Annotated in this window: 13 protein-coding genes and 1 tRNA gene; 5 read left to right on the top strand and 9 right to left on the bottom strand. The window is 25.9% G+C overall.

Going from position 1 to position 14,190, the window contains the following annotated elements; genetic code table 11:
- Positions 1-64 precede the first annotated feature (64 nt).
- A complete protein-coding gene (locus tag H0H57_RS02695; protein WP_185863750.1) occupies positions 65-1,900 on the top strand; it encodes an ABC transporter ATP-binding protein in 1,836 nt (611 codons plus the stop codon).
- Between the two features lie 5 nt (positions 1,901-1,905).
- On the top strand, positions 1,906-2,619 hold the full coding sequence (locus H0H57_RS02690; RefSeq protein WP_185863749.1) for a TerC family protein: 714 nt from the start codon (positions 1,906-1,908) through the stop codon (positions 2,617-2,619).
- Here the strand turns inward: H0H57_RS02690 and H0H57_RS02685 are convergent.
- From H0H57_RS02685 to folP, 5 genes are all read right to left on the bottom strand, one after another.
- Positions 2,611-3,756 (bottom strand): dihydrolipoamide acetyltransferase family protein, encoded by a 1,146-nt coding sequence (locus H0H57_RS02685; RefSeq protein ID WP_185863748.1) that lies wholly within the window; start codon positions 3,754-3,756, stop codon positions 2,611-2,613. The two genes, H0H57_RS02690 and H0H57_RS02685, sit on opposite strands and share 9 nt — an antisense overlap.
- Before the next feature lie 30 nt (positions 3,757-3,786).
- Positions 3,787-4,779, bottom strand: coding sequence for a pyruvate dehydrogenase (acetyl-transferring) E1 component subunit alpha (gene pdhA / locus H0H57_RS02680; protein ID WP_185863747.1), 993 nt, complete (start codon positions 4,777-4,779; stop codon positions 3,787-3,789).
- A gap of 75 nt (positions 4,780-4,854) precedes the next feature.
- Positions 4,855-6,159, bottom strand: a complete 1,305-nt coding sequence (locus tag H0H57_RS02675; protein WP_185863746.1) for a UDP-N-acetylmuramoyl-tripeptide--D-alanyl-D-alanine ligase — start codon at positions 6,157-6,159, stop codon at positions 4,855-4,857.
- Positions 6,160-6,191: 32 nt separating this feature from the next.
- Positions 6,192-6,950, bottom strand: coding sequence for a diadenylate cyclase (locus H0H57_RS02670; protein ID WP_185863745.1), 759 nt, complete (start codon positions 6,948-6,950; stop codon positions 6,192-6,194).
- Positions 6,951-7,008: 58 nt separating this feature from the next.
- Positions 7,009-7,842: a dihydropteroate synthase gene (gene folP, locus H0H57_RS02665; protein ID WP_185863744.1), complete on the bottom strand. Its 834-nt coding sequence runs from the start codon at positions 7,840-7,842 to the stop codon at positions 7,009-7,011.
- A gap of 46 nt (positions 7,843-7,888) precedes the next feature.
- Between folP and H0H57_RS02660 the strand changes: the two genes are divergently transcribed.
- The 3 genes from H0H57_RS02660 to H0H57_RS02650 all read left to right on the top strand — a co-directional run bounded on the left by H0H57_RS02660 (position 7,889) and on the right by H0H57_RS02650 (position 9,302).
- The gene (locus H0H57_RS02660) at positions 7,889-8,392 is read left to right on the top strand and encodes a DUF1599 domain-containing protein (RefSeq protein WP_185863743.1); all 504 of its coding nucleotides are present in this window, start codon (positions 7,889-7,891) and stop codon (positions 8,390-8,392) included.
- 51 nt (positions 8,393-8,443) lie between these two features.
- On the top strand, positions 8,444-9,202 hold the full coding sequence (gene tpiA, locus H0H57_RS02655) for a triose-phosphate isomerase (RefSeq protein WP_185863742.1): 759 nt from the start codon (positions 8,444-8,446) through the stop codon (positions 9,200-9,202).
- Positions 9,203-9,227: 25 nt separating this feature from the next.
- Positions 9,228-9,302, top strand: a tRNA-Arg gene (locus tag H0H57_RS02650).
- Between the two features lie 8 nt (positions 9,303-9,310).
- Here H0H57_RS02650 and H0H57_RS02645 read toward each other — a convergent pair.
- Genes H0H57_RS02645 through H0H57_RS02630 form a run of 4 tightly spaced genes read right to left on the bottom strand, consistent with a single transcriptional unit; the run spans position 9,311 to position 14,183 of the window.
- On the bottom strand, positions 9,311-10,174 hold the full coding sequence (locus H0H57_RS02645; RefSeq protein ID WP_185864101.1) for a sigma-70 family RNA polymerase sigma factor: 864 nt from the start codon (positions 10,172-10,174) through the stop codon (positions 9,311-9,313).
- Positions 10,175-10,187: 13 nt separating this feature from the next.
- A complete protein-coding gene (locus tag H0H57_RS02640) occupies positions 10,188-12,332 on the bottom strand; it encodes a polyribonucleotide nucleotidyltransferase (protein WP_185863741.1) in 2,145 nt (714 codons plus the stop codon).
- 31 nt (positions 12,333-12,363) lie between these two features.
- Entirely contained in the window at positions 12,364-12,627 is a 264-nt protein-coding gene (gene rpsO, locus H0H57_RS02635; RefSeq protein ID WP_185863740.1) for a 30S ribosomal protein S15, read from the bottom strand.
- A 35-nt stretch (positions 12,628-12,662) separates the two neighbouring features.
- On the bottom strand, positions 12,663-14,183 hold the full coding sequence (locus H0H57_RS02630) for a GH3 auxin-responsive promoter family protein (protein WP_185863739.1): 1,521 nt from the start codon (positions 14,181-14,183) through the stop codon (positions 12,663-12,665).
- Between the last annotated feature and the right edge of the window lie 7 nt (positions 14,184-14,190).

Raw genomic sequence — 14,190 nt, 5'->3', positions numbered from 1 at the left:
ATTAACAGATTAAAAAATTTTTATAACTATCTTTATTGTATTAGATTGGGATTAAGAAAATTAGATGAATGCACTTGAAAAAATTTTAGCTTATTCAAAGCCTTATAAATATCATTATATCATTAATATATCATGTAATTTTTTATATTCTTTATTTTCAGTTATATCCATAATATCTATTTCACCTGTATTAAGTATTTTATTTGAATCTTCTCAAAACAAAAATAAAACAACATTTTTTAATTCTTTTAGTGTCTCTTTTGATTTTATTTTTAAATACTTCCATGATTATATAAAAATATTATCATATAAATATGGAAAAATCAATACTTTAGCTATATTTTGCATATTTATTATTTTCATTTTTTTAATTCGAAACATTTTTCGATATTTAGCAGAATATTTTTTAATAGGAATAAAAACTTCTATAGTTAGAAATATTCGAAACGATTTTCATAAAAAAATACTTTCATTACCTATAATTTTTTTTTCAAATAAAAGGAATGGAGATTTAATGTCTAGATTATCTAATGATGTAAATGAAATAGAGATCTCTATTGTGAGTTCTTTGGCTAATTTGATTAGTTCTCCCATTATGGTTTTTTTTCATTTATTAACTTTATTTTTAATGAGTTATAAATTAACTTTACTTGCTTTTCTATTGCTTCCTTTAATGGGCATTTTTTTATCTATTATAGGAAATAGTTTAAAAAAAGATGCAAGAGGAGCTCAAAATCAATTAGGAAAATTATTTTCTGTTATAGAAGAAACTTTAAATTCTACTAAGATTATAAATATTTTCAATGCTGAAAATCAAATGCAAAACAATTTTGAACGAGTATCTGAATGTCAGAAAATCCTTTCTGCTCGTGTTAATAGAAAGAAAGAATTAGCTTCTCCTATGAGCGAATTTTTCGGTTCGATTACCATGATTTTAATTATTTGGTACGGAGGAAAACTGTTTTTGGAAAACAAAGGAATGGAACCAGAAATACTTTTTTCTTTTATAGGACTATTTTTTCAAATTATTAATCCAGCGAAAAATTTAGTTAATTCTATCTCAAATATTCAAAAAGGGAGAGCAGCTGCAGAACGTATTGTAGAAATATTGAATACAAAATGTCTTTTAAATGAAACAATAAGATATAAATCTATTTTTCATTTTGAAAATGAAATTTTATTTCGGAATGTATCATTTACTTACAACAAATTGATATTGATTCAAAATTTAAATTTTTCTTTAAAAAAAGGAAAAACTGTAGTTTTAGTAGGTAGATCTGGTAGTGGAAAATCTACTATAGCCAATCTATTGGTTAATTTTTATAATGTAACATCTGGAGAAATTACTGTAGATGGAACTAATATTAAATATTTAAAAATTCAAGATTATAGAAAACTATTGGGAATTGTAACTCAAGAACCGGTTCTTTTTAATGATTCTGTTTTTAACAATATAACATTAGGAATAGAAAAAAAAATATCTATGAATTCTGTCGTAAAAGCGGCTAAAATTGCTAATGCACATTGTTTTATAGAAAACCTTCCAAAAGGATATGATACAATTATAGGGTATAACGGAAATAAATTATCTTTAGGGCAAAAACAAAGAATAAGTATAGCTCGAGCTGTATTTAAAGATCCTCCAATTATGATTTTGGATGAAGCAACTTCTTCCTTAGATACCGAATCAGAAATTTCGGTTCAAAAAGCTTTAAATAAAATGATGAAAAATAGAACATCTCTTGTAATAGCACATAAATTATCTTCTTCCATTATACAAAATGCAGATCATATTATTGTGTTAGAAAAAGGAAAAATTATAGAACAAGGAAAACACAATACTTTAATTTCAAAAAAAGGAACTTATAGTAAGTTCATATCTCTACAAAGCTTTTTTTAAAAAAAATGAATATAGAAAAAAGCATTGAAGAAATCATTCATCATCCTATTTTATCTCTTTCTATTATAGGAAACTTATTTTTAATAGAAAGTATTTTATCTATAGATAATGCAGCTATATTAGCTTCTATAATTCTAAATCTTAAAAAAAAAGATAGAAAAAAAGCTATAAAATATGGAATTATTGGTGCTTATTTTTTTAGAGGTTTATGTCTATTATTTGCTTCCATATTGATAAAAATATGGTGGTTAAAACCATTAGGAGGAATATATTTGATTTTTGTAGGATTGAAACATTTTTTTATAAAAAAAAATGTTTTTCATTTAAAAAATGAAAAAAAACAAGACTCTTTTTGGAAAGTTATTTTCATTATAGAAATAATGGATTTAGCTTTTTCCATTGATAATATTTTTGCTTCTGTTGCTTTATCAGAAAACTTGATATTAATTTTTTTAGGTGTATGTATAGGAATTTTTTCCATGAGATTGATTGCACAATTTTTTGTTCAATTAATGGATAAAATTCCAGAATTAAAACATTCTTCTTTTCTTGTAATCATTATTCTCGGAATCAAGCTCATTTTTTTTTCAAAAAAATATGTTCCTGATTTTTTTTTATTTTTTTTTTCAGAGAAAATATTTTCTTTATTAACTTTTTCAATATTTATATTTCCCATTTTTTTATCATGGATAAAAAAAATAATAAAGAAATTAAAATAAAATAGTGATAGGATCTTCTAAAAAATTTTTAAGGGAATAAATATATTCACTTCCTTTAGCTCCGTCTATAATTCTATGATCACAAGATAATGTAATTTTCATGATGTTTCCTATTTCAATTTTATAATTTTTAACGATTGGACGTATTATAATAGATCCTATAGATAATATGGATGTATTAGGGGTGTTAATAATAGAAGTAAAAGATTCGATTCCATACATTCCTAAATTTGAAACTGTGAAAGTACTATTTTCTATTTCTTCTGGTTGTATTTTTTTTGATTTTGAACGTGAAGCTTTCTCTTTTATTTCTTTGGAAATTTCTAATAATGATTTTTGATCTGCATTGTTAATAACAGGAACTATCAATCCGTCTTTAATAGCGACAGCTACTCCAATATGAATTTTGGAATGCATTATGATATTTTCATCGTTCCATGATACATTCATATCAGGATGTTTTTTCAAAGATTGAGCCACTGCTTTTATAATAATATCATTAAATGATATTTTTTCTTCTGAAGAAAGTTTATTATTTAAATTTTTTCTAAATTTAATTAAATTATCCGCATTAATTTCACTAAATAAATAATAATGTGGAGCAGAAAATTTGGAATAAGTTAAATGTTCCGCTATTTTTTTTCTTATAGAAGAATGAACAATTTTAACGGATTTTTCATTTTTTATTTCCTGTATTGGATTTAAATTGGATTTTTCGTAAAATTCTATGTCTTTTTTAATGATTCTTCCATTATCTCCACTTCCCTTGATCTTTTCTATAGGAATTCCTATTTTTTTGGCCATTTTTTTCGCTATAGGAGAAATAAATATTTCTTGTTTTTTTTGTTCTTGTTTTTTAGAAGATTGTAATTCCGATATAATATGACTGATATTTTCCCCTTCCTTTCCTATAATAGCTAATACATCATTGACACGTGCAGTTTCCCCTTCTTGAACTCCAATAAAAAGTAAGACACCACTAACATCTATTTCAAAATCTTGAGTCGCTTTATCGGTTTCTATTTCAGCTAAAATATCTCCTTCTGAAACTTTATCTCCTATTTTTTTATTCCATTTGATTACAGTCCCCTCTTTCATTGTATCACTTAATTGAGGCATGGATATTATTTCTGCCATTATTTTATTTTATTTTATGAAGGTTAAATTTTATCTATCTATAAAAGGATAATTTTTTTCATGATAAACAACATTATACATTTCTTCTAAAGAAGGAAAATCGGATTGTTCTGCAAATTCAACACAGGATTCTACCTTTTTTTTTACTTTATTTTCTATTATATTCAAATTTTCTATAGTTTCCCATTTATTCTGTATGATCGTATTTTTTAATTTTAAAATAGGATCTTTTTTTTTATACAAATTCACTTCCTCTTTATTACGATATAACTCAGAATCAGACATAGAATGTCCTCTATATCTATATGTTTTCATCTCTAAAAAAGTTGATCCTTCTCCTTTTCTAGCTCTTTCTATGGCAGAAGAAGCCGCTTGTGCTATTTTTTCTGGATCCATTCCATCCACAGGATAAGAAGGCATACCATATGCCTTTCCTATTTTATAAATTTCTTCTATAGAACTGCTTCTTCTTACAGAAGTCCCCATAGCATATTTATTATTCTCACATATAAAGACAACAGGAAGTTTCCATATCATAGACATATTAAATGTTTCATGCAAAGACCCTTGTCTTACAGCTCCATCTCCCATAATAGTTAAAGTGACCGCATCTCTATTAAAATACTTATCAGCAAAAGCAATTCCAGCCCCTAACGGAATTTGTCCCCCTACAATTCCATGTCCTCCATAAAAACGATATTGTCTGCTAAAAATATGCATAGAACCTCCTATTCCATGAGAAGTACCTGTTTTTTTTCCTAACAGTTCTGCCATGACTTTTTTTGGATCTACTCCCATAGAAATAGGAATAATATGGCATCTGTAAGCGGTTATAATTTTATCTTTAGATAAATCCATTGCATGACTTAATCCAGCAGGGACCGCTTCTTGTCCATTATACAAATGCAAAAATCCTCTAATTTTTTGTTTTAAGTATAGGGAACGACATTTGTCCTCAAATTTTCTCCAAAAAGACATGTCTTTGAACCACTTGATATAGGTTTTTGTGGTAATTTCTTTCATTAGAAAAAATTTTTATGAAATCATCACATACAAATTTAATCTTTAAGATTCAATAAACAAAGAAAGAAAAAGAATTTAAATTAAATCAATAATACTTTCTAATGCAATCCTTCTAGATCCTTTAATCAGAATATAATCCGTTTTTTGAATAGAGTATTTTTTAATCCATTCAACAAAAAAATTTTTTTCCATAAATTTTTTTATTTTATATGAAGTTTTTTGGGTGTTAAAAAAAATATTTCCAATTAAAAAAGCAATGTAAATATTGCTTTTTTTTATAAAAGAAATAATTTTTTCATGTTCATTATGAGAAAATAATCCTAATTCTAACATATCTCCTAATATCACGATTTTTTTTCCTTGTATTTTGTTAAAAAAGGTAAGAGCTTCTATCATACTAGTCGGATTTGCGTTATAACAATCTACAATAATTTTTACATTATTTTTTGTCAAAATTTGAGAACGATAATTATTAGGAACATATTCTTCTACTGCTTCTTTTATTTTTTTTAAAGGAACTTTAAAATATGTTCCAATAGAGATAGCAGAAGCGATATTATATAAATTGTAATCTCCTATTAAAGAAGGAACAATTTCTATGTTTTGAATAGATAAAGAAGATTGTATACTATTTTTTTTCCATATATATTGAACATTTATATCCGATTTTTCTTTTTTTCTTCCTGAAAATATATATCTATTCATTTCCGTACTATTAGATAATTGTACAGAATCATCTCCATTAATAAATACTAATTTATTATTTTTTTTTAAAAAATTATATAATTCTAATTTGCTTCGTATGACTCCTTCTATACTTTTAAATCCTTCTAAATGAGCTTTTCCAAAATTGGTAATATATCCATAATCTGGATTAATAATAGAGCACATTTTTTCTATTTCTTTTTCATGATTTGCTCCCATTTCCATTACAGATATTTGTGCATCCACAGGCATGGAAAGGATAGTTAATGGAATTCCTATATGATTATTAAAATTATTTTTGGTGTAATGAACTTTTTTATATTTCTTAGAAAGAATGGAGACAGTAAGTTCTTTTGTCGTTGTTTTTCCATTACTTCCAGTGATAACTATAATAGGAATGTAATGTAATTTATATCTATGATACATTGCTAATTCATGTAGAAAATATAATGTATTTTCTACAGAAACAATTTTTTGTTGTTTGGAACAAACAGATCTTTTGTAATCTACTATAGCTAGTATTGCTCCATTTGAAATGGCTTCATCTACAAATTGATTTCCATCAAAATTTTTTCCTTTTAAAGCTATAAAAATAGATCCTTTTTTCACTTTTTTACTGTTTATTTCTATACCAGAAGAAATAGAATATAATTGATATATGTTTTGAATATTCATAAAAAATCATATAATGTATATTAGTAAATATATTAAAGTAAATCTTCTTCAAGTTTCATTTTTAAATTATTAATATTATTGATGACAGTTCTTTTTTGATCCTTAATGTAAGAGATATAACCGGTTTCTTCGGATATCACAATACATATAGCATCCGTTTTTTCAGATAAACCAATGGCAGCTCTATGTCTTAATCCTAAACGGGATGGAATTTCTTTATTATAAGAAACAGGAAGAATGGCTCTTGTTTTTATAATTTTGTTTCCTATAATAACTACAGCTCCATCATGTAATGGACTATTTTTATAGAAAATGCTTTCTAAAATAGAAATATTCACTTTAGCATCCATTTCATCTCCATTTTGGATGAATTCTTTTAAATCTTGATGTAATTGAATGACAATTAAAACTCCTGTTTTATCTCCTGAAAAAATCGCACAAGCATTTACAATGCTATCTATAGTTTCAGTTTTCATTGAAACTCCTGATTTTTTAAAGATAGAAAATATAAATTTTTTGAAAAAAATTTTACTACCGACTATAAGTAGAAATTTTCTAATTTCTGGTTGAAATACAATGATTAAAGCTAAAAATCCTCCTTTAAAAAAAGCACTTATAACTATGCTAAGAAGTTTCATTTTATAAATTTCTACTACTTTCCAGAAAATAAAAGTAGCAATGATACCATAAAAAATATTTAAAGCAGCAGTTTTGTAAACCAATCTGTATACTTGAAATAGTATAATGGTTACTAAAGAAATATCTAAAATATCAATAAAAGAAATTTTCAATAAATGAAATAATGAAAAAAAAGCCTAACAACACAAAAATAATACAAGTATTAGTAAATTATAAAATTTTTCTATAATATTGTATTAATTTAATGCATTCTACTGCTTCTTTTACATCATGTACACGTAAAAATTTAGATCCATTTAAAAGTGCTATAGTATGAATAATGGAAGTTGCATTTAGTGATTTTTCATAAGAAGTTTTTAAAATGAATTTGATCATAGATTTCCTAGAAATGCCAACTAAAATTGGATAATCTTGAAAACCTAATAAAGATAGGTGTTTTAACAATTGAAAGTTTTGTTCTAGTGTTTTTCCAAAACCAAATCCAGGATCTAAAATGATGTCATGAATTCTATGTTGTTTTAAATAGTAAATGTTTTCAGAAAAAAAATTATTTACTTCTGTTATTATATTTTCATGATAGTATGTATTTTTTTGCATGTTTTCAGGAATTCCTTTCATATGATTTAATATATATGGAATTTTAAGTTTTTCTAACAAAGGAAACATATTTTTATCTAATTTTCCTCCTGATATATCATTTATCATTACAGCTCCTTCTTCCACTGCTATTCTAGCTACTTCGCTTCGAAAAGTATCTATAGATATTCTAACATTTTTAAAATTTTTCATAATACTACGAATAGGCTTTATTACTCTTTTTATTTCTTCTTTTTCCGTTATAAATTTTGATCCTGGTCGTGTGGAACAACCTCCAATATCTATAAAATCAGAACCTTCATTTAATAAGGTTTCTATATGTTGTAATATACTATATTCCGAACACAATTTTCCTCCATCATAAAACGAGTCAGGAGTTAAATTTACAATTCCCATTATTTTTGGTTTTTTTAAATGTAATAAAGTACCTGCACAATTAATTATCATTGAAAAAAACTATTTATTGTAGTAATTTGTTGTAAAATCAAACGACATGAATTTTTCATCTACTGATGACTTGATTATTCATAAATGTAGAAAACTTTTTTTAGAAAAATTAAAAGATTATGGAATTTCATGGAAATTCTTCCATAATTATTCTATAATAGATCAAATCTTGATGAAAATAGTCCGTATAAAAAATATTCAATCAAAAGGATATCAAAAAATTAAAGAGGAAAAAATAACAGATACATATATAGATATTGTCAATTATTTAATAATCATATTAATAAAATTTGAAATTTGTTCTACATCGCATTTTCATAAAAAAATATCAAATAATGATGTAATTTTGATTTATAATAAAAAACTGAAGGAAGTAAAAAATTATATAGATTATATGGATAAAACTTTTATTCAGTTTTCTATAAATAATGTTTTGAAACATATTTTATTCTTAAAAAAAAAGAAAGAAAAAATTGGATTCAAAGAATTAGAAAAATTTTGTTTTAAAATACTAGTAGAAATCATTTTTTTATTAAAACAAAATTTTTAATTTCAAAAATACAATTTTTTATATTTACATTTAAAAATATTTTCAAAAAAAATGAGAAAAAAGGTTGTCATTGCAAATTGGAAAATGAATTATGATTTTCACGAAACGACTTCTTTTATTAGAAATTTTTTAAAAATTGTTTTTGAGAAAAAAATTAATCATAATAAAGAAATTATTATAGCTCCTTCTTTTCCTTTTTTACATATTTTGAATCAAATTTCACAAGGAACAACTTTAAATATTGCGGCTCAAAATATTCATCAAAAGGATAAAGGGCCTTATACAGGAGAAGTATCAGCTTCTATGTTAAAATCGATAGGAGTACAAAAAGTGATACTAGGACATAGTGAACGTAGAAAATTTTTTTCTGAAAAAAATAATGTTTTATTAGAAAAGATAAAAATAGCATTAAAATATGGTTTAAATATTATTTTCTGTGTAGGAGAATCATTTTTGGAAAGATCCAATGATCAACAATTTGAAATTATTAAATATCAATTAAACAAAACTGTTTTCGATTGTTCATCAGATGAAATAGAATCTTTTTATATAGCATATGAACCAATATGGGCTATTGGAACAGGAAAAACGGCTACATTTGAACAAGCTCAAACAATGCATGAATTTATTCGTTTTTTATTTTTAGAAAGATATGGGAAAAGGATCTCTAATCAAATCCCTATTTTATATGGAGGGAGTATTAATGATCTTAACGCAAAAGATCTTTTTTACCAAAAGGATATAGATGGAGGACTTGTAGGTTATTCATCTATGGAACTGAAAAAATTCTTGAAAATTGTTCAATCATGATTGAGTTAGTATATTTGGAATTATAGGCCTCGTAGCTTAATTTGGATAGAGCATCTGACTACGGATCAGAAGGTTATGGGTTCGAATCCCTTCGAGGTCGCATTTTTTTTATCCTAAATAAGGTTTTAATATTTTACTTCTAGAAGAATGTTTGAGTCTTTTTAAAGCTATACTTTCAATTTGTCTGACTCGTTCTCTTGTTAAATCACAAGATTGACCTACTTCTTCTAAAGTCATGGGTGGGGATCCATTTAATCCAAAATGTAAAATAATTACACGACGTTCTCTTTCACTTAAAGTTTCTAAAATTCTTTTGATATCTTTACGTAAAGATTCTTTTTCCAAATGTTCATCTGGACGAGGAGATTCATCAGATCGAACTAAATCATATAAATTTGAATCTTCTCCTTCTACCAATGGAGCATCCATTGAAACATGTCTTCCTGAGTTTTTTATAGACTCTTCAACATCTTTTTCATTCATATTTAAATATTCTGCTATTTCTTTTGCAGAAGGAGCTCTTTGCAATTCTTGTTCTAATTGAGCAAGAGTTTTTAGGATTTTGTTTAATAGAGCTAATTTATTTGTAGGTTGTCTAATAGAACGTGATTGTTCAGCAATAGCTTGTAAAATTGCTTGTCTAATCCACCATACAACATAAGAAATACATTTAAAACCTCTTGTTTCATCAAAACGTAATATTCCTTTTATCAAACCTAAATTTCCTTCATTAATTAAATCACACAAACTTAATCCTTGATTTTGATATTGTTTAGCAACAGAAACAACAAAACGTAAATTTGCATTGATAAGTTTATCTATAGCAGTATCATCCCCTTCTCTTGCTCTACGAGCGTATTCTACTTCTTCTTCTGGAGTTAGTAATGGAATTTTTCCTATTTCATGGAGATATTTATCTAACGATTCAGATTCACGATTTGTGACTTGTTTAGTAATTTTAAGTTGTCTCATATTTTTTTTCTTTTTATTCATTTTTTTTTACAGGACGGGGTAAAAGGACTTTTCTAGATAGTTTCATTTTTTTATTTTTTTCATCCATTCCCATAAATTTAACGTCAATAATATCTCCTACATGCAATTCTTCTTCTATTTTATTCAATCTTTTCCATCCTATCTCCGAAATATGTAGCAAACCTTCAACTCCTTTAGATATTTCAACAAAAGCTCCAAAATCTTTTATAGATTTAACTTTTGCTTGATAAATTTTTCCTAATTCAGGGACAAAAGCAATTTGTTGAATCCTATTGATTGCTTTCTTTATTTTTTCATCATTTTTTCCTAAAATTTCAATGTATCCCAAATTTCCTTTTTCTTCAATTAAAATATTCGTATCGGTACACGATTGGATTTCTTGAATCACTTTTCCACCGGGACCTATAACTGAACCTATAAAATTTTTTGGAATATTAAGAGTATATATTTTTGGAGCATGAGGTTTCATTTTTTTCCTATATCTAGGCAAAGTTTCTAACATTTTTTTTAAAATAAAAAGACGTCCTTCTAGGGCTTGTATTAAAATTTGATTCAAAATATCGTATGTGATTCCTTGCATAGTTTTTACATCCATTTGACAAGCTGTCATTCCACATTTAGTTCCTGTTATTTTGAAATCTAAATCTCCAAAATGATCTTCTTCTCCTATTATATCAGATATAATAATTTTTTTTTCATTTTCTATAAATAAACCCATAGCAATTCCGGAAACGGGATTTTTTATAGGAATTCCTGCATCCATTAATGCTAAACTAGCAGCACAAACTGTAGCCATAGAAGATGAACCATTCGATTCCAGAATATCCGAAACAACACGAATTGTATATGGATTATTGGGTATAATATTTTTTAATGCACGTTGAGCCAAATTTCCATGACCTACTTCACGTCTAGAAACTCCTCTTATAGAACGAATTTCTCCTGTAGAAAAAGGGGGAAAATTGTAATGTAAATAGAATTTTTCTTGATTTTCCATAATCACATTATCAATTTTGTTAGCATCTAAGGATGATCCTAATGTAACTGTAGTTAAAGATTGAGTTTCTCCTCTTGAAAATAAAGCAGAACCGTGTACTCCAGGTAAATAATTCACAAAACTAGATATTGAACGGATCTGTTTATTCGTTCTACCATCCAATCGGACTCCTTTTTTTAGAACTAAATTTCTCGCTATTTTTCTTTTAATTTCTTCAAAAAATTGATCAATAATCGCTTCTTTTTTTTCTATTTTTTCTTCTGTTAAAAATTTGTTTTTAAAATCGTTTAGTATAATTTTTTCTTGAATCGATTTAGTTTTTTTATTTGTAAAGTTTTGATAAATTTTTTCAATTTTTTCATATGAAAATAAACAAAGTTCTTTTTTTAATTTTTTATTTTCTTGAAACGAATTTATAGATTTTTGATCATCAATGAAAAATATCCGTTGTTGATTTGATAATTTATCTATTAAACGAATTTGAGCTTCTATTTGTGGTTTTATAGCTTTATGAGCTGTAATTACAGTTTCCAAAAATTCATTTTCTTTGATTTCTTTCATTTCTCCTTCTATCATAATAATAGAATGATTTGAAGCTCCGACTATTAAATCTATATCCGCTTTATTTAATTGATCTAAACTAGGATTAATAATGAATTTTCCATTTAAACGGATAATACGTATCTCTGATATAGGACCATTAAAAGGAATTCCTGCTACTGATAAAGCTGTTGATGCAGCTAATCCAGCTAAACCATCTGGCAATACCGTTTTATCATATGACAGTAACGAAATCATAACTTGTATTTCTTTTTTAAAAGAATCTGGAAATGTTGGTCTTAAAACACGATCAACTAATCTCATTGTTAAAATTTCTTCATCAGAAGGTCTTCCCTCTCTTTTTATAAAACCTCCAGGAATTTTTCCTCCAGCAGAATATTTTTCTCTATAATCTACTGTTAAAGGCAAAAAATGGGTATCATTTTTTATTTCTTGGGAAACGACTACAGTTGCCAAGAGCATCGTATTTTTTTCACGTACTAAAACGGCTCCATCTGCTTGTTTTGCCAATCTTCCTGTTTCTATAATGATAGTACGCCCATCTTTCATATAAATGGTTTCTTTGACTATATCTGGCATATTTTTATCTTTATCTAGATCTAGAACTTATTTATTTTCTTAATCCTAAATGTTTAATGATATTTTTATAATTGTTGATATCATGTTTTTCTATATATTTCAACAATTTTTTTCTTTTACCCACCATTTTTACTAAAGCTCTTTCTGTATTAAAATCCTTTTTATTATTTTTGAGATGATTATTTAAATGATTGATACGATAAGTAAATAAAGCAACCTGAACATTGGATGAACCTGTATCGTAAACAGATGTTCCATAAGTCTGAAATATTTCTTGTTTTTTTTCTATTGTCATAATAAAACTATAAAGTTAAAAATATTTTTTTGAAACTAGTCTCTTTTTTTTTCCATTTTAAGAATGGAATCAATATATATTCTATCATTAGATAAACGAGGGACTTTGTTTTGTCCCCCTAATTTTTTATGTTTTTTTAGCCAGTCATAAAATAAACCATTTCTGGCTATATATATAATAGGAGGACCTAAAACAATATTTTTGTATCGTTTAATTTCGTAATCTGAATTCATAGATTTTAATTCATCATCCAAAATATTCCTAAATTCACATAAGTTTATCGGTTGTTTTTCAAATTCTATAATCCATTCATGTGCTCCAGAATTTTTTTGATTCATATAGACAGGACCTGCCGTATATTCATGAATAACGGATTTTGTTTTCATACAGGCATTATGTAATGCCTTTTCTGCATTTTCAATAATTAATTCTTCCCCAAAAGAATTGATGTAATGAGTCGTTCTTCCTGAAATGAAAATTCTATAAGGAGATAAACTAGTAAACCTAACAGTATCTCCAACTATATATCTCCATAATCCTGCATTAGTAGAAATCACAAGCGCATAATTTTTGTTTAATTCTACTTTATCAATAGAAAATATTTTAGGATTTGCATTATTTATTTCTTCTGTGGGAATAAATTCGTAAAATATACCATGATTTAATAATAATAAAAGATCTTCAATATTTTTTTGATCTTGTATCGCAAAAAAACCTTCTGATGCACTGTATACATTATAAAAATTTACAGATTTATCAAATAATTTTTTATATTGATGAATATAAGGGTTCAAATTGACTCCTCCATGAAATATAACCTCTATATCAGGCCATATTTCGTTTATTTTTTTTTTATCAAATTCTTTTAATAACTTTTTCAAAAAAATTAACAACCAAGAACAAACACCTAATAAAATTCTAACGTCTTTATTTCCCGTTTCTTTTACTATGGTTTCTAATTTTTTTTCCCATTCACTCATTAAGGCTATTTTTTTTCCAGGAACACAAATATGTTCAACCCAAAAAGGCATATTTTTTATTAAAATAGAAGATAAATCACCATAAAATGTGTTATATTTTTTATGTAATTCATAACTCCCCCCCAAACGAACAGCTTTTCCAAAGAAAATTTTTGTTTTGGGATGATTATGAATATAGATAGACAACATATCTTTTCCTGCTTTATAATGACATGTATTCATAGATGATCTTGTAACAGGAATGTATTTGCTTTTTGTATTAGTAGTTCCAGAAGATCTGGCAAACCATTTTACTTCTCCTGGCCATAATATATTTTTTTCTCCTTTACGAATTCTTTGAATAGAATATTGTAAATCAGAATATTTACATATAGGAATTCTTTCAGAAAATTGATGATATTTTTTGATGTCACGAAATCCATATTTTTTTCCAAATTCTGTATTTTTTGCATATGAAACCATATGATTAATTAATTGATTTTGTATTTCTATTGGATAACGTATAAAAAACTCTATGCTCTTAATTCTTTTTTTAAGAAAAGCAGATGTAAAATATCCAGATAAATACTTTATCATTATGAAA

Origin of the sequence: Blattabacterium cuenoti (genome assembly GCF_014251755.1) — a bacterium.
Classification (GTDB): domain Bacteria; phylum Bacteroidota; class Bacteroidia; order Flavobacteriales; family Blattabacteriaceae; genus Blattabacterium; species Blattabacterium cuenoti_AN.
The sequence above is the reverse complement of the archived record's forward strand: the minus strand, read 5'-3'. Positions and strand labels throughout refer to the sequence as shown.